The sequence below is a fragment of the Pseudomonas sp. P65(2024) genome, assembly GCF_057480955.1.
In genome coordinates, this window is sequence record NZ_JBLIYX010000001.1 from 76,542 (window position 1) to 93,547 (window position 17,006).

Annotated in this window: 12 protein-coding genes; all 12 read left to right on the forward strand. The window is 59.3% G+C overall.

Annotated features, from left to right (window positions below):
- Window positions 1-2 precede the first annotated feature (2 nt).
- The 12 genes from tssF to AC25MA_RS00445 all read left to right on the forward strand — a co-directional run bounded on the left by tssF (window position 3) and on the right by AC25MA_RS00445 (window position 17,004).
- Complete coding sequence (gene tssF, locus AC25MA_RS00390; RefSeq protein WP_186595374.1) at window positions 3-1,769, forward strand: type VI secretion system baseplate subunit TssF; 1,767 nt, start codon at window positions 3-5, stop codon at window positions 1,767-1,769.
- Window positions 1,733-2,749 (forward strand): type VI secretion system baseplate subunit TssG, encoded by a 1,017-nt coding sequence (gene tssG / locus AC25MA_RS00395; RefSeq protein WP_486971671.1) that lies wholly within the window; start codon window positions 1,733-1,735, stop codon window positions 2,747-2,749. The genes tssF and tssG overlap by 37 nt, the downstream gene beginning before the upstream one ends.
- Window positions 2,746-3,303: an FHA domain-containing protein gene (locus AC25MA_RS00400; protein WP_186595378.1), complete on the forward strand. Its 558-nt coding sequence runs from the start codon at window positions 2,746-2,748 to the stop codon at window positions 3,301-3,303. Before tssG ends, AC25MA_RS00400 begins: the two co-directional genes overlap by 4 nt.
- Window positions 3,300-4,094 (forward strand): type VI secretion system lipoprotein TssJ, encoded by a 795-nt coding sequence (gene tssJ, locus AC25MA_RS00405; RefSeq protein WP_186595380.1) that lies wholly within the window; start codon window positions 3,300-3,302, stop codon window positions 4,092-4,094. Before AC25MA_RS00400 ends, tssJ begins: the two co-directional genes overlap by 4 nt.
- A 52-nt stretch (window positions 4,095-4,146) precedes the next feature.
- The gene (gene tssK / locus AC25MA_RS00410) at window positions 4,147-5,484 is read left to right on the forward strand and encodes a type VI secretion system baseplate subunit TssK (RefSeq protein ID WP_213883007.1); all 1,338 of its coding nucleotides are present in this window, start codon (window positions 4,147-4,149) and stop codon (window positions 5,482-5,484) included.
- A gap of 1 nt (window position 5,485) precedes the next feature.
- The gene (gene icmH, locus AC25MA_RS00415; RefSeq protein WP_486971672.1) at window positions 5,486-6,340 is read left to right on the forward strand and encodes a type IVB secretion system protein IcmH/DotU; all 855 of its coding nucleotides are present in this window, start codon (window positions 5,486-5,488) and stop codon (window positions 6,338-6,340) included.
- A gap of 133 nt (window positions 6,341-6,473) precedes the next feature.
- The gene (locus AC25MA_RS00420; RefSeq protein WP_102682902.1) at window positions 6,474-6,989 is read left to right on the forward strand and encodes an Hcp family type VI secretion system effector; all 516 of its coding nucleotides are present in this window, start codon (window positions 6,474-6,476) and stop codon (window positions 6,987-6,989) included.
- Between the two features lie 72 nt (window positions 6,990-7,061).
- Entirely contained in the window at window positions 7,062-9,224 is a 2,163-nt protein-coding gene (locus tag AC25MA_RS00425) for a type VI secretion system Vgr family protein (RefSeq protein WP_486971673.1), read from the forward strand.
- Window positions 9,221-10,141, forward strand: a complete 921-nt coding sequence (locus tag AC25MA_RS00430; RefSeq protein WP_238348089.1) for a DUF4123 domain-containing protein — start codon at window positions 9,221-9,223, stop codon at window positions 10,139-10,141. Before AC25MA_RS00425 ends, AC25MA_RS00430 begins: the two co-directional genes overlap by 4 nt.
- Window positions 10,134-13,124, forward strand: coding sequence for a T6SS effector BTH_I2691 family protein (locus AC25MA_RS00435; protein WP_486971674.1), 2,991 nt, complete (start codon window positions 10,134-10,136; stop codon window positions 13,122-13,124). Before AC25MA_RS00430 ends, AC25MA_RS00435 begins: the two co-directional genes overlap by 8 nt.
- Before the next feature lie 2 nt (window positions 13,125-13,126).
- Window positions 13,127-14,020, forward strand: a complete 894-nt coding sequence (locus AC25MA_RS00440) for a DUF6708 domain-containing protein (protein ID WP_435768283.1) — start codon at window positions 13,127-13,129, stop codon at window positions 14,018-14,020.
- A complete protein-coding gene (locus AC25MA_RS00445; RefSeq protein WP_486971675.1) occupies window positions 14,017-17,004 on the forward strand; it encodes a T6SS effector BTH_I2691 family protein in 2,988 nt (995 codons plus the stop codon). The genes AC25MA_RS00440 and AC25MA_RS00445 overlap by 4 nt, the downstream gene beginning before the upstream one ends.
- Window positions 17,005-17,006: the final 2 nt, after the last annotated feature.

The following is a 17,006-nucleotide window of genomic DNA, read 5'->3' on the forward strand; positions in this document are numbered from 1 at the left end:
CGATGTCGCTCAAAGATCGATTCAGCGAAGAGTTGCGCTACCTCCATGAACTTGGGGACGACTTCGCCCAGGACAATCCACAACTTGCCCGGCTGCTGGGCAAGAGGGGTAGCGACCCCGATGTGGAGCGCTTGATGGAAGCCTTCGCCTTCCTGACGGCGAAGCTGCGCCTCAAGTTGGAGGACGACCTCCCAGAGCTGACGCACCCCATGTTGCAACTGCTGTGGCCCAACTACCTTCGCCCGCTGCCGAGCGCCACGATCATCCAGTTCACACCGTGCAAACAGGCGCTCAGCCAGTCGCAACGCGTGCCAAGGGGGGCACGCCTGTTCTCCAAGCCTGTCGACGGAATTCCCTGTGAGTTCCGCACCTGTACCGCCGTGGACATTCATCCGTTCGAGATCGACGCGGTGGGCTCAACCCAAACGCTCGACAGTTCAGTGGTTCGCATCGACCTACACACGTTGGTCGAGCGCCCATTGAATACGCTCGAATGCACCAGCCTCGACTTTCACCTGAGCGGTACCACCCGAACAGCGCGCACACTGTACCTATGGATCGCTCACTATCTCAGCCATGTCAGCGTGACCATCAATGGTCAGGCTCGCCGGCTGCCGGCCAGCAGCATCGTCTTCCCAGGCTTCAGCCCGGACGACGCGTTGTTGCCTTATCCGCAGAACGTCTTCGACGGTTACCGGATCCTGCAGGAATACTTCATTTTTCCTGAGCGCTTTCACTTCTTCGCCCTGACAGGCCTGGAGAAGATCTGGCCTGGTCAGACGACTCAGCAAGTGGGTCTGGAATTCCACTTCACCCGTCAGCTACCAGACTCGCTGCGCATTGGCAAAGCGGATTTCAACCTGTTCTGCGCCCCTGCGGTAAACCTGTTCAAGCACAGCGCCGACCCCATTGACCTCTCCAACGAGGCCGCCCAGGTCGAACTCACACCCAAAGGTGCCGAGCGCCACGCCTACGAAATCTTCAGTGTCGATCAGGTGATCAGCACCCGTACGACAAACGACGGAAGTACTGGTAAACACCTGCGAACCTTCCGCCCCTTCGAATCGTTCGCCCATGAGATCGAGCATGTTCAAGGGCGCACGGCGCTGTATTACCGCTACACCCTCGAAGACTCACTGCGAGGTGATGGCGTCACGCATCGCATCGCCTTCGTGCGTGCCGACGCCAATACCTATATCGGTGAGCTGGAAACGGCGTCCATCGACCTGACCTGCACCAACCGCGATCTACCCCTGGCTCTGGGCATCGATGACATCAATGTGCTCAGCGAAGTCACCCCGCCACTGACCACCTACACCAATATCTGTGCACCGACCCGCCCCTTTCGGCCGGTGCTGGACGGCCAGTTGCAATGGTCCTTGATATCCAACATGTCGCTCAACTACTTGTCGCTGCTCTCAGCCGAGCCATTGAAGGCGGTTATTCGCGCTTATGACTTCGCGGCATTGCACGACATCCAGCAGACACGCACCACCCGCAAACGCCTCGACGGCATCCGGGATATCCAAACGGCGCCTCTGGATTGGCTGATCAAGGGGCAGCCCATTCGCGGCCTGCGCACGCAACTGAAGCTCGACCAGGCTGCATTCCTCTGCGAAGGCGACCTGTACCTGTTCGGCTGTGTGCTCGCGCACTTCTTCGCCTTGTACTCCAGCATCAATTCCTTCCATCAGCTGGAAGTGATCAACATCACCAACAACGAGCATTACACATGGCCCATCCAGACCGGCAAGCAACCGCTGATCTAGCCGACAAGTTGCTCGCGGGCGCGCACCGGTACAACTTCTACCAGTTGCTCGAGCGCCTCCACGGGCTTCACGGAGACGATCTTGAACCCCGTTGGCCCAGCAAAGAAGCCCGCCTGCGCGTGCGGCTTGGCAGCGACCCACGCCTGAGCTTCCCCGTTTCGGATATCTGCAAGGCCGAACGCATGCCCGAAGCACAAGATCGCTATCGCGTGTGCACCACGTTCATGGGCCTGCACGGCACTGATTCGCCTTTGCCCTCCTATTACCTGGAGCAGGTGGCATACGAGCATGCACAGGGGATCGGCGTGCGTCCGGCGTTCTTCGACTTCTTCAATCACTACCTGCTCAGCCTGCTACACCGCATCTGGCGCAAGTACCGCTACTACATTCGTTTCCAGCCGGGTGCCAGCGATGGATTCTCCCAGTACATCTTTGCCCTGCTCGGGTTGAATGACAAACAGCTACGCGGCGACACGGCGTTGCCCTGGAGCCGGCTGCTCAGCTTCGCCGGCGTCATCGCCAGCCGCAGCCGCGCACCGGGTACCGTCGCCGGCAACATCGCGCACTGCTTCGACCTGAAGCAGGTGCAGATTCGCGAGTTCGAAACCCGCTTGGTACCTACGACAATCCAGCAACAGGTAAGCCTTGGCCGCAACAATGGTGAGCTGGGCAATTCCTTCATGGTCGGCAGCCGCACGCGAACTCGCAGCAGCAAGTTCACCATCGTGATCAGCGAGCTCGACCAGGCACAGCTGCGTTACCTGCTGCCCAGCGGCATCAACTTCAACCGCTTGCGTGCTCTGATCGACTTCCTGTTGCGCGACGGCTTGGCCTACGACCTGGAGCTGCGGCTGAAGCAGCACGCGCTGTCGCCCTTCTGCCTGCACCCCAGCCGTGGCGCCCAGTTGGGCTGGACCAGCTTCGTCGATGACCGCCGCGGCCAGATCAGCCCCGTCGTGCGGTTCCGGGGGCGCTCATGAGCACGTTGATCTTGAGCATCACCAACCTCGACCAGTTGCAGCACAACGTCACCGCCCGGCACGAATTCGATCGTGCAGGTGGCACCGTCGGCAGCGCGGGAACCACGTGGCTGATCAATGATCGTGAGCAGGGCGTGGCGCCGATCCATTGCGAGATCCGCTGGATCGAAGGCGGCTTCTGCGTGATCGACCGCTGCGAGCGCACCTACCTGAACGACAACCTCGATAGCCTGGGGCCGCTATCGGCCAGGCGTTTGCTCGAGGGTGACCGGCTACGTGTTGGCGCTTATCGACTGTTGGTTCAGCTTTCACAAGCTGATGCCCGTTCGCTGGAAGAGCTGTTCAACACTGACTTGCGGGTGCTCGAGCGACTCATCATGGATGCACCCGCGCAGCGTTGGCTGCACAAGCCCACGGCTGCCCCAGTCGTCGCTGAGATCTGCTCGGCCTTCGATCCGGGCATGGGCAACGATCCCTTGGCGGCCCTGGAAGCAGTGACGCGGCCAGTGCAAGAGAACCCGCTGGATCGACTGATCTCAGGAGAACGCTCATGACGCGCCATTCACTCATGGCCGGCCTTCTGGCAACACTGATCGGGTCCTCGGGCTGCACCGCCCTGAGCAAGATGGGCCAAGTGGCGATGGACCCCTCGATACCCGTCGGCGCGACCAAGGATCAGCCCACCGAAATCGCGTTCAGCATCAACGCGAGCCCCACGCTCAACAGCAACCCCAACAGCCTGCAAGCAGCGACTGAGCAAGAAAGCAGCCTGGAATACAGCCCCTACGCGGTCAGCTTGAGCGCGGGCGACCCCTATGCCCTGACCGAGAAAGTCGAGACCCTGCTCGAGTTTCTTAACGAGCAATTCCCGGCCTTCTCGCCCGTCGAACTGCCAGAGGACGAGGCCGATGAGCCGGCTCGTTCTCCCTTGGAGGAAAGTACGCCGGGCCACTACGAAGACTCGAATGTGGTGCTGACCTTACCGCGTACAACCACAGTGGCCTCCGAGCCGGCCGCCACCCCAATGGCCATCAAGATCCTGCAACTGCGCGACGACTCGCTGCTGCGCAACAGCATTTATGAGCTGTTGGACAAGGATCCCGCCAAGGTGCTGCGCAGCACCTACATTCGTGATGACGACTATCTGCTACGCCCCGGGCAATTCAAGTTCATTCCGTTTGCCGCTATCGAGGCCGAGACCCGGTTCATCGCGGTGATCGCCGACTACCGCCACCAGGAAAACGCGACCTGGAGCCAGGTACTGCGCATTCCACCGCGCGGCCAACACATGATCTTGTCGGTCTTGCTCAACGACACGCAGATCCTGCTCAAGGAGGAGGACTGATGGCGCCTGCAACCCTGCCCTTCTCACTTACTCACGCTGACATGGAGCGCTCATGAGTTCACGTAATCCCGTCCTGTGGCCTGAAGGTCTGTTCGTCAAACCGCAGCATTTCCAGCAGGCTGGCCGTGCCGCTGAAGCGGCCCTGCATCAACGCCTTGGCAGCCTGAACGCAGCTTTCTATGGATTCAGCGAACTGCAACTGAACGACGAATATTTGAGCCTGGGCAAGATCGCCATCACCCGCGCACGCGGCATCATGCCGGACGGCACCGTGTTCGATATCCCGGCAGATCTGCCACCGCCGCCGCCGCTGGAAATCGAGGACAACGGCGCGAAAGACAGCGAGATCTATCTCTGCCTGCCACTGCGCACCGAGGGTGGCCGAGAGGTGAGCTGGCCCGACAATGCCGCCAACTTCCGCTACAGCGCACAGGCTCAGGAAATCAAGGACACCCATAGCGCCGACGGCGACTTGGCGCAGGTCGATCTGGCAGTGCCCAACCTTCAGCTCAAACGCAAGGCCGATGACAGCAGCGCTTACACCCGCCTTGCCATGGCGCGCATTCTGGAGCGCCGGCCCGATGGCAGCCTGCAACTGGATGAAGGGTTCTATCCGACCAGCGTCTCGGTACGGGCGGTGCCGGCACTCCAGCGTTACCTCGAGGAGATCACCAATACCCTGCGCGAGCGCTCGCGCAACCTAGCTAGCCGGATAGGCGCATCGGGCCAGTCCGGTATTGCCGACATCCGCGACTTCAACCTGCTGCAGGCCATGAACCGCTGGTGGCCGTGCTTCCAGCACTTGGCCAGGCAGGGGCAGACACACCCCGAGCAGTTGTACCTGCATATGAGCCAGGCCTGTGGCGAGTTCGTGACCTTCACCGACGAAAGCCGGCTGCCTCCAGAATTCCCCGCCTATCAGCACACGGCTCTGCGCACGTCATTCAAGCCACTGCAGGACACCTTACGCCGCGCCCTGGGTACGGTCCTGCAACCGCGGGCCATCTCGCTGCCGCTGGACGCGCTGGATTACGGCGTGATGACGACAACGCTCGAAGACCGCCGCCTGATCGATGACGCGGACTTCATTCTTGCCGTGCGCGCGGACCTGCCGCCGCCAACATTGCGCCGGCTGTTCCTGCAGAAAGCCAAGGTCACATCCCTGGACACCTTGAATGACCTGGTGCACAAGCAGTTGCCCGGCATTGCGCTAAATCCGCTGCCTGTTGCCCCTCGCGACCTGCCCTTCCATGCAGGGTTCAGCTACTTCGAGCTCGACCGCCGCGACCCGGCCTGGGTCTGCATGAAGACGGCCAACGGTTTCGGGATTCATATCGCGGGGGAGTTCCCTGGGCTTGAGTTGCAGTTCTGGGCGATCAGGAGTGAGTGAGATGCAAGAGAACCACCTCACACGCAATGAAACCGCATCAGCTCAAACTGAGCAGTTGCCATCGAAGCTTGGAAAGGCTTTACCCACTGGCGCCGAGGCCTGCGAGGCAACCACACCAAAGCCCGCCCCTGTTGACAAAGGCTACCCCGCCGATCCCGACTTTCAGCTACGGGGCGGCTACGACAACCTGATGCTGGACGCAGCCACACCACTGCTTGGACTGGTCATGCGTCTACGCACGCTCGATGCGCTGCCCAACATCGAGGAAGTGCACCAACAGGTACGCATCCAGATTGAAAACATCCAGCAAGAGATGCGTCAGCATGGCTACGAGACCACGCAACTTCTGGCGTATTCGTACGGCCTTTGCCTGTTCATCGATGAAGCTGTGATGGAGCGCCCCTGGGGGCAGACCAGTTACTGGAGCCAAGAGCCCCTGCTCAGCATTTTCCACAGCGAAACGTTCGGCGGCGAAAAGATCTTCACCGTTATCTCGCGCCTGATGCAAGAGCCCCAGCGCTACAAGGACGTGCTGGAGTTCATGTACTTCATCCTGTGCCTGGGACTCAAAGGCAAGTACGCCCTCGCGCCCAAAGGCGAAGAAACGCTGAATACCCTCATTCACCAACTCCACGGAATCATCCGTGAACTACGAGGGCCCACGCCGACAACGGTCTCTGACCCCTACACCAACGTTGCCCCGCGCAACTTCCGCATGAATCGGCAGTGGCCCTGGTGGAGCCCATTTGTGATTTCCGCCATCGCCATGGCCACCGCCTACGGCATCTACAGCTACCGCCTGCACCTGATCACCAGCGAGGTGCTGCAGTCGCTCAACGGCATCTTGCAGCAATGAACAGCCGGCAGTCGGCACAACCGTATTCAACGAATTGACGCGGCGTTTGCTGCGTTGAAAAAGCCCATCGATTCCGATGGCCACGCTGCCGCTCATGCGCGTGCTTATCCACATGGACGCAGGAGAAACTGCCATGCCAACACCCGCTTACATCAAGATCGAAGGCCAGACCCAAGGCAACATCACCGCGGGCGCCTTCACCTCCGATTCGGTCGGCAACGTGTTTGTCGAGGGCCACGAAGACGAGATTCTGGTGCAAGAGATCAAGCACCAGGTGACCGTACCCACCGACCCGCAAAGCGGCCAACCTGCAGGCCAACGGGTCCACAAGCCTTTCATCTTCACCAGCGCCCTGAACAAGGCGACACCGCTCATGTATCAGGCCCTGTCCAGCGGCGAAATGCTGCCGACCGTTGAAGTCAACTGGTACCGCACTTCGGTAGAGGGCAAGCAGGAGCATTTCTTTACCACCAAGCTGGAGGACGCCACCATCGTCGACATCAACACCACCTTGCCTCATGCACAAAACAAGGAGAACGCTGACTTCACCCAGTTGATCGAGGTCTCGATGTCATACCGCAAGATCTCCTGGACACACGTCACCGCTGGCACCGAAGGCTCCGACGACTGGCGTAAGCCGGTCGTCTAACCCGGCTGAACATCCCTGGCAGGCAGGCCCTGCCGGGGGCGTTTGAACTCTCGGACGGCGGAAGGACATTTCATGCCCAGCCAATCTGATTTTCGGTACACCTTTGAGCCACTCGTTGGCAACGCCGAGTTTGAAGTGGTGTCGTTTGAACTCCAGGAAGAAATCAGCGCGCCTTTCACGCTCGAGCTGGAATTGATCAGCTTCGAGCCCGACATCGATTTCGGCCAACTGCTGGATAAACCCATCGTATTCACAATCTGGGATGGCAAAGGTCCGCTGCGCCACGTGCATGGGCTGGTCAGCCGATTCAGCCAGGGTGAAAGCGGCTTTTACCGTACCTACTACCACGCCTTGGTCGAGCCCATCCTGGCCCGCGCCGGACTGCGCTCGAACTGGCGCATCTTTCAGCAAAAGACCGTCCCGCAGATTATTGAACTGATGCTCCAGCGTCAGGGCATCGATCAATACGAGCTTCGCGCGAGCCTGAACCATCAGGTGCGCGAATTCTGCGTGCAAGCGGGCGAGACCGACCTCGACTTCATCGCCCGGTTGGCGGCTGAAGAGGGCTTCGTCTATCGCTTCGAGCACAGTGAAAAACTGCATAAGTTGATCATCACGGATCAACTGCAATCCCTTGGATTGATCAGCCATGGCGCGCTCGAGACCGACAACAATGACCTCTTCGATAGCGAGGACGTTATCGATCCCAACACCGTCCTGTATCAATCCAACAGTGGCGGCGATCAAACCAGGCCTTGCCTACGGCGCTTGCGCTACAGCGAGCAGGTCCGAACCTCGCGACAGGTCCAGCGCGACTACACCTTCACTCACCCGGCGTATCGCCAGGAACACCGTGCTTACGGCCCTTTCCTGGAACACCAGTCCACCGAGTACGAGCGTTTCGACTATCCCGGCCGCTACAAACGCGATGCCGTGGGCAAACCGTTTACCGAAAACCGGATCACTGCCCTGCGTCATGATGTGCGCATTGCACAAGTTCAGGGCGATGACGTCAGGCTGCAGCCTGGGCTCAGCTTCACGCTCACCGGCCACCCACGTGATGATCTGAATGCGCATTGGCGCGTGAACAGCGTGTTGCACAAGGGCAGCCAGTTCACCAGTCTGCAGGAAGAAGCCGCTGGCCTCGACCAGAGCACGCACTACGAGCAAACCGCTCAGCTGGTACCCGGCAGAACCGAGTGGCGCCCTGCTCCGCTCAAAAAGCCCCGCGTCGACGGTCCCCACATGGCCACCGTGGTCGGCCCGCCAGGTGAGGAGATCTATTGCGACGAATGGGGCCGGGTCAAGGTCAGTTTTCCCTGGGACCGGGAGAGCAACAACAACGAGTTCAGCTCCTGCTGGGTCCGGGTATCCCAAGGCTGGGCAGGTGGCAGCTGGGGCTCGATGGCCATCCCGCGGATCGGCCAGGACGTGATCATCCAGTACGTCAACGGCGACCCCGATCAACCCATGATCACCGGGCGCACCTATTGCGGTAACCAGTTGCCGCCCTACGACCTGCCCGATCACAAGACCCGCATGACCATCAAGAGCCAGACTCATAAGGGGGATGGGTTCAATGAGTTGCGGTTTGAGGATGAGCTGGGCCGGCAGGAGGTGTTCATCCATGCGGAGAAGGACCAGAACAACGTCGTCAAACACAACGAAACCACTTTCGTCGGCAATGACCGCAGTGAACAGGTCGATCATGACGAGACGCTCAGTATCGGCCATGACCGCAGCCAAACGGTGGGTAATTATGAGCGGGTCCGGATTGGCCAGGATACGTTTGTCGATATAGGCCGAAATCAGAAAATAAACATCGCCAAAGACCGTATAGAAGCCGTCGGCAACCATCGCCACGACAAGATCACAGCCAATCACCACATCAGCGTCGGCGGCAATCTTGAGCAGCAGGTCGAGGGCCATGCAGAGCTGGAGGCGGGACTGGAAATCCGCAGGCGCACTCGACGCTACGACCTTCGAACAGCGGAAGCTGTGATCATCCAAGGGCCTGGAGGCTCCATCCGGATTGATGACACGGGCATCACCCTGGACAGCCCGAACCTACACATCAACGGCGTCCTGCTCCAATCTCCAAGCGGTAGCACCAACCCCTTTTCCATCAGCAGCACCCCCATCACTGGCAAACCTCTGGACCGCCTATGCGGGCGGCGCCCCGATGGCACCTGCCCGTTGCCCGACTGCCGCTGTATCAAAGGGCCAGTCCAATGAATACAACACCCTCGTATCTGTCCGGCGAACCTCTCGGACATCCCTATCGCTTCATGCTGCTCATGACCCGCGAGCTCGAGTACTGGGCCTACCGGCCCATACCGCAAGAAGGCGAATTGGTGCCGGCCTATGCCCCATCAGTACTCGACCTCATCCATAACGTCAGCCGAAATACTCAACATGCATGGCTATGGAAGCGCAGCGCGCTGGACGACCGCCACGAATTTGGCCCTTTGCTGGTCGACGTTTCAGAAGCGCCCGAACTCCTTGCCCATGCAATCACCACCTGGATGCCCGTTGGAGGGGCCATAGCACTGGATAGCGAAGCGTGCCTCGCCGTGCTAGCGGACCATTTCACCAGCCTTACTCAGGTCACGCTCCCGGATCAGGGAGCAGCCACTTTTTATTTAAAGCCGGATCATCTTGCAGCCTGGCTCGATGCCTTGGACGAGGATCATCGCGCCACCTGGCTTGGGCCTGTGTCGTCACTAGCCTGGCGAGTCAACTGGGGGCCGGCCCATGAATGGAAAACACACGAACACATCCCGACCACTGCCCGCCTGATATCGCAAGTACCGCTGCGCCTTCGCGTACATGAACTGGACCGGCTGCACGCAGGTATACGCGAGCACTTCATCCTCACGCTGGCGCACGAAGTCTTGGCCATGCCACCCCATGCCGCCCAAACGTTAGCCGCCATTAGGAAATGGATTGAAGCCCTGTTGCCGCAGCTGGAATCCCTCAACTTTCGCGACGAGGAAACCGCAGGTCAGTTCATTCGGCTGATGGCCGGGCACATGTGGCTGATGAGCAGTGACCAGGCTACGAAGATCTACACCAACCTCAACGAGTCGCCCCAGGCCCGTCTTCGCGAGCTGCACGCACTGGTCCAAATCAAGGAATCCACCCATGACTAGCCCCGCCGTCGGCAGCGCCACCTCCGGCCCCGCCTGCAGCCCACGCGTGCCCATCCTGCCAGTGCGTTATGCCATCGTGCCGCGTACGGGCGATGCCCCTGCCTGTCGCTACGCAGGCGCAGGCTTCAACCTGGAACAAGGCTTCGCCCCGCTGCAGCACTCGTCCTACACCCTGCGCGCACTGCGCCCAGGCTACATCTACGTGTTCATGAAAGGTCCTCAGGGCGAAAAGCTGGTCATTCATGAATACGACGGCGAAGGACATTACCGGGAGCTGAGCTACCAGGGCCTGGAAGGCTACCACTTGCGCGAACGCTATCTGGCCAGCCAGAGCATGGGCTGGGTATGGGCCGACACCTGCCCGGACACCGCCAAGGAAGTGTGGATCGGCTACAGCCCGCACCTGTGGACCAACGCCACGACTGCCCGCATCACCGCTTCAGCAGCCCTGCGCAAACGGCATATGCGCCAGCTGGACATGGCCGAGCTGATTGCCGGCAACCCAGTCCCCTCCACCCAGCCCCATGTACTGCCGCTCAGTGCGCTGCAAAACTGGGTCGAAGACTACAAACCGGCAAGCCGGCGTATGTCCCTGACCTGGAGCAGCCACGCGTCCACAACCACCTTGTCCGTCGGCAGGCTCAACGCCATTGCCCGGGACTATCCCAGCACCCAGCCGAAAATACCGGTGGTGGTGGCGCTGGCTGATGCTGAAGGCGTGGCCCTGGACCTGAGCCTGTCGGTCTCGGCCTACCAGCACCAACTGCACGACCTGATGCCCGCCGAGCAGTTGGAACACACCAAACCTGCACAAGGCTCCGAGCAGGCAGGCGTACCGGCGTGCTACCAGCTCGATGCCGAACGGCTCAGCCAGCAGAGCCGCGATTTTCACCATCGCAACCTGGTCGCCCTGTTGCTGAACAAAACCCTGGAGACGATGTACCCGGCGGATATGCCCGCTACCGAAGTGGTCGAGACAAGGCTGCAGTCCACCCGCACCGGACGCCCTTTCCCCCCGGCCGAGGCACGTTATCGGGCCCTCACTCACGAGGACTATTCCCCAAACGGTGCGCGTTTGGCGCTGCGCATCGATACCGACAAATACCTGCAGTTCCTCGCCGAACGCGATGAGCTGGAGCAGCGCATTGCAGGCCTGCGCAACCTTGCCCTGCAAGCCAGTCATGATCACGACGCGTGGCTGGCCACGGCCGAAGCTGCGCATATCGATGACCCCTACAGCCTGGCCGCCGCACTGGCGTGCTATGACCGCAACGAACGCATCTCGGCCCGTGGCCTGGAAATCGCCCTGGCCCTGCTGATTTACCCGATGGGCCAGCCGACACCCGGTACCGAAGACCGAGACCTGCGCTTCAAACGCCTGGAACAGTGGCTGGACCAGCACGACAGCCCGCTCTACACCGCCCTGGCGCCGTTCAACCCCTTCAAGGACAAAGCCGATGCGGCCGGCGGTGTGCTGGGGGGCAGCGACAATGTCATCGAAGGGCTGGCCGGGCGTTTTCCGGCCATTGCCGACATCACCGATCTCACTGCCCAGTCCGTCAACGCCGTGGTGCTCAAACGCCTGCGTGGCCAGACCCGCTGGGACGCCAGCCATACCCTGCGTCAGCAAGTACTGCTGGCGGCGCGTGAGGCCAATGCCGAGAAAGCGCTGGGGCTGTTGGCGGCGCGTTACCAGATCACCGACCAGGCCATCCGGGAAAACCCGTTCAGCCAGGAGGTGGAGCGGTATTTGAAGAGCGGCATGGCGCAGGTTGAGGAAATGAAGCAGCTGCGTATTTCGGGCAATCGGACGGTGGCGGTTGAGTTGACCACCACTGCGCGGGTTAAACCCAACTTGCTCGGGTTGCTTACTTCGGGCGGAGGCGGTGGTCTGAACGCCGGGATGCTGTGGTTCAACGTGATCTCGCTGAAGACGGCTTACAACAGCCTGCAGAAAAGCGATGCGCCGGAATATACCACCGGGTTTGCGGCATCGATTTTCGGTGTGATCGGTGCAGCTGCGGCGACATTGGTCAGCGTACGGGCAACGCAGAAGGCGGTGATGTTGAGATTGAGTTCGACGGCGCCGGGGATGGGGTTTGGTAACGGCGTGATCAAGTTCTTGAGCAGTAATCTCTTTGCGCGTTTAGCGGGATACCCTGCAATAGCATTTGGCTTGCTCTCTGATGGACTCAAGACGAAACGCCAACTCGATAATGGTGATTCAACTGCAGCCAGCTATACGTCAGCCGGTGGAGTAAGCATGGCTGTTGGCTCTGTCATCGTCCTTGAGGCCGGGCTTGCAATAGCAGGGCCCACGGTGTTTGTGCCCTTCGCCGGATGGGCCGCAGTTGCATTGGTGCTCGCGGGAGCAGCAATCATTGCTGGAGGCCTGTATCTTCACGCCAAAGCACATGAACGCGTTCACAGGCCGATTGAGCTTTGGGCAGCACGCAGCATCTTTGGCAATCGCATCAACGATGGAGAGGCCCGTTCTGAAATTATCCTGGACCATGAAAAGAAACTTTCGAGATTCTCCTCACTGCACGCAGAAATCAAAGCTTGGCACAACGAGCACTACGGACCAAAGCTCATATCAGCCGAGCAGGCCCTATCATTTGGTGTAACCAATGTGGACACCAAGTGGCATCATAACAACCATTGGGCACCGCCAAACTGGACCGCTATCACGCATAACGAAGTAGGCACGCCTCAACCAAGCGCTGAGTTCACAGTTCTTTTACCGGGCTTCGCAATAGGAACAAGCGAGTGGTCAGGAATTTCGAGCAGCCTTCGTAACGATGGAGGAATGGACGTATTTCCGATCACTCCCGCCGCCTACGTTGTGGGCGCCGGCTTGATTCTGCATTTCAAGCACACGCTGACCCACCAAAACCACGTCTCACTGCATCTCGCCTACAGCGCCAATCAAGGGCTGGACGAAGGCACTGAGATTCATTCGAACTTCCGTCTCGAGCGCTGATCATGGCAACTATATGGCTTTTTAACTCAACCTCATGCTCAGGGTACGAACCCGCCATTGGTGGACAGCTATTAAACATATCCAAAAACTCTTTATGCCTACGCAACCCATGGGTAACAGACTCTGTATTCATGGGAAAACTTTACTGCGCAATGATTATTGGATTAATGATCGGTTTCTACCCATTTCTATTTTCTAGCGTCAGCTGGAAGGATTTTTTACTTGAACCCATACTAATGACCGGAATGGTGCTTATGCCTTTTACCTTCCTTCCATTTCTATTTTACCGAATATGGTTCATCAAAGGCTTATCAAGCGTTTGCTTCAACCGCTCAACAAAAAAAATCTACTACCAACGCTTTAAGAAGGTATTCGTCTTCGAGTGGAGCAATACTGGAGGTGGTCTTTTCAGGCGCACAGAGTCTGGTGGATCATCTTTCACCACCTCCTATGCACTCGCATTCGCACCCCGTCGAAAAGACGGAAGTCTCCATCAAAAAGATTGCCTCTGGACCGACAGCAACGAACCCACTGAATCCGACATCAAACACGTCGCCGAAGTCTGGGAATACCTTCGCCACTTCATGAACCACGGCCCAGCCAAACTCCCTCCTCCCGGCGAACCCAACTGGTGGCACCGGCCTCTTCATGCCATCTGCCTGACCCCGGCAGAAGCCTGGCGCCACTACGCCCCCTGGCGAACCGGCGAGCCCGGAGAAATGCAGGGCAAGAAAAACTGGCAACTGCCGTTCTGGGCCGTGTTGTTCCCTTACAACCTCGGCCTCGCCCTCTGCTGGTATGGCGTGTGTCGACTCTTCAATGTCCGGGCAGCACCGCCTCCGCCAGAGGCCTTCGACGAAGCCCCAGTACGCTCAACCAAAAGGCAGCGTAAATGACCGACGTTTCTGCCAACAGCGCCACCTCCGGCCCCGCCTGCAGCCCACGCGTGCCCATCCTGCCGGTGCGCTATGCCATCGTGCCGCGTACGGGCGATGCCCCGGCCTGTCGCTACGCAGGCGCAGGCTTCAACCTGGAACAAGGCTTCGCCCCGCTGCAGCCCTCATCCTACACCCTGCGCGCGCTGCGCCCAGGCTACATCTACGTGTTCATGAAAGGTCCTCAGGGCGAAAAGCTGATCATTCATGAGTACGACGGCGAAGGACATTACCGGGAGCTGCGCTACCAGGGCCTGGAAGGCTACCACTTGCGCGAACGCTACCTGGCCAGCCAGAGCATGGGCTGGGTATGGGCCGACACCTGCCCGGATACCGCCAAGGAAGTGTGGATCGGCTACAGCCCGCACCTGTGGACCAACGCCACGACTGCCCGCATCACCGCTTCAGCAGCCCTGCGCAAACGGCATATGCGCCAGCTGGACATGGCCGAGCTGATTGACGGCAACCCGGCCCGCTCCACCCAGCCTCATGTACTGCCGCTCAGTGCGCTGCAAAACTGGGTCGAAGACTACAAACCGGCAAGCCGGCGTATGTCCCTGACCTGGAGCAGCCACGCGTCCACAACCACCTTGTCCGTCGGCAGGCTCAACGCCATTGCCCGGGACTATCCCAGCACTCAGCCGAAAATACCGGTGGTGGCGCTGGCTGATGCTGAAGGCGTGGCCCTGGACCTGAGCCTGTCGGTCTCGGCCTACCAGCACCAACTGCACGACCTGATGCCCGCCGAACAGCTGGAACACACCAAACCTGCACAAGGCTCCGAGCAGGCAGGCGTACCGGCGTGCTACCAGCTGGATGCCGAACGGCTCAGCCAGCAGAGCCGCGATTTTCACCATCGCAACCTGGTCGCCCTGTTGCTGAACAAAACCCTGGAGACGATGTATCCGGCGGATATGCCCGCTACCGAAGTGGTCGAGATAAGGCTGCAGTCCACCCGCACCGGACGCCCTTTCCCCCCGGCCGAGGCACGTTATCGGGCCCTCACTCACGAGGACTATTCCCCAAACGGTGCGCGTTTGGCGCTGCGCATCGATACCGACAAATACCTGCAGTTCCTCGCCGAACGCGATGAGCTGGAGCAGCGCATTGCAGGCCTGCGCAACCTTGCCCTGCACGCCAGTCATGATCACGACGCGTGGCTGGCCACGGCCGAAGCTGCGCATATCGATGACCCCTACAGCCTGGCCGCCGCACTGGCGTGCTATGACCGCAACGAACGCATCTCGGCCCGTGGCCTGGAAATCGCCCTGGCCCTGCTGATTTACCCGATGGGCCAGCCGACACCCGGTACCGAAGACCGAGACCTGCGCTTCAAACGCCTGGAACAGTGGCTGGACCAGCACGACAGCCCGCTCTACACCGCCCTGGCGCCGTTCAACCCCTTCAAGGACAAAGCCGATGCGGCCGGCGGTGTGCTGGGTGGCAGCGACAATGTCATCGAAGGGCTGGCCGGGCGTTTTCCGGCCATTGCCGACATCACCGATCTCACTGCCCAGTCCGTCAACGCCGTGGTGCTCAAACGCCTGCGTGGCCAGACCCGCTGGGATGCCAGCCATACCCTGCGTCAGCAAGTACTGCTGGCGGCGCGTGAGGCCAATGCCGAGAAAGCGCTGGGGCTGTTGGCGGCGCGTTACCAGATCACCGACCAGGCCATCCGTGAAAACCCGTTCAGCCAGGAGGTGGAGCGGTATTTGAAGAGCGGCATGGCGCAGGTTGAGGAAATGAAGCAGTTGCGTATTTCGGGCAATCGGACGGTGGCGGTTGAGTTGACCACCACTGCGCGGGTTAAACCCAGCTTTCTCGGGTTGCTTACGTCGGGCGGAGGCGGTGCTCTGAACGCCGGAATGCTGTGGTTCAACGTGATCTCGCTGAAGACGGCTTACAACAGCCTGCAGAAAAGCGATGCGCCGGAATATACCTTGGGGTTTGCGGCATCGATTTTCGGGGTGATCGGTGCGGCCGCGGCGACATTGGTTAGCGTGAGAAAAACGCAGCAAGCAGCAATGCTGCGATTGAGTTCGACGGCGCCGGGGATGGCGTTTGGTAACGGCGTAATCAAGTTCTTGGGGAGCAATCTGTTTGCACGATTATCCGGTTACCCTGCAATTTTTCTAGGACTCGCTTCAGACTTTCAAAAATCAAAAAGACAAAAACGACACGGCAACACGGAAGCATCTGACTTGACACTTTATGGCGGAAGCGCTGTCGCGGCAGGCTCCGTTTTAGTACTGGAGGGCGGACTCGCGGTTGCGGGAGTTACATCAGTTGTACCCTTTGCCGGGTGGGGCGCAGCAGCGCTTGTACTCCTGGGAGCAGTGATTATCGCTGGAGGCTTATACCTTCACGCCAAATCGTATGAACACCTCCATACCCCTATTGAACTGTGGGCAGCAAGGAGCATATTCGGCAATCGTAAAAACGATGGAGAGGTGCATCCCGAAGTCGTTCTGGATCATGAAAAAAAACTTCCTACATTCCCGTCTCTGCAAGACGAACTTAAAGCCTGGCATGATGAGCATTACGGACCAAGGTTAATAACCGCAGAAGAAGCGCGATCCTTTGGTATAACCGGGGTCGACAGTGGCTGGCATGAAAATAAATATTGGGCACCAGCAAACTGGGCTGCCATCACCCATAACGAAGTCACCACTACACAATCCACCGTGGAATTCACAGTATTCCTACCGGGTTTCATCGTAGGTACAAGCGAATGGTCAGGTAGCTTGAGCAGTCTTCGTGAAGACGGAGAAATGGTCGTCTTTCCACTTACCACTATTTGCTACGTTATAGGCGCCGGCTTAATTCTGAACTTTAAAAATACGATAAACAACCAAAACCATGCCTCACTGCATCTAGCCTATATTTCCAACCAAGGTTTGAGTGAAGGCAACAAGGTTAATTCAATTTTTCGTCTCGAGCGCTAATC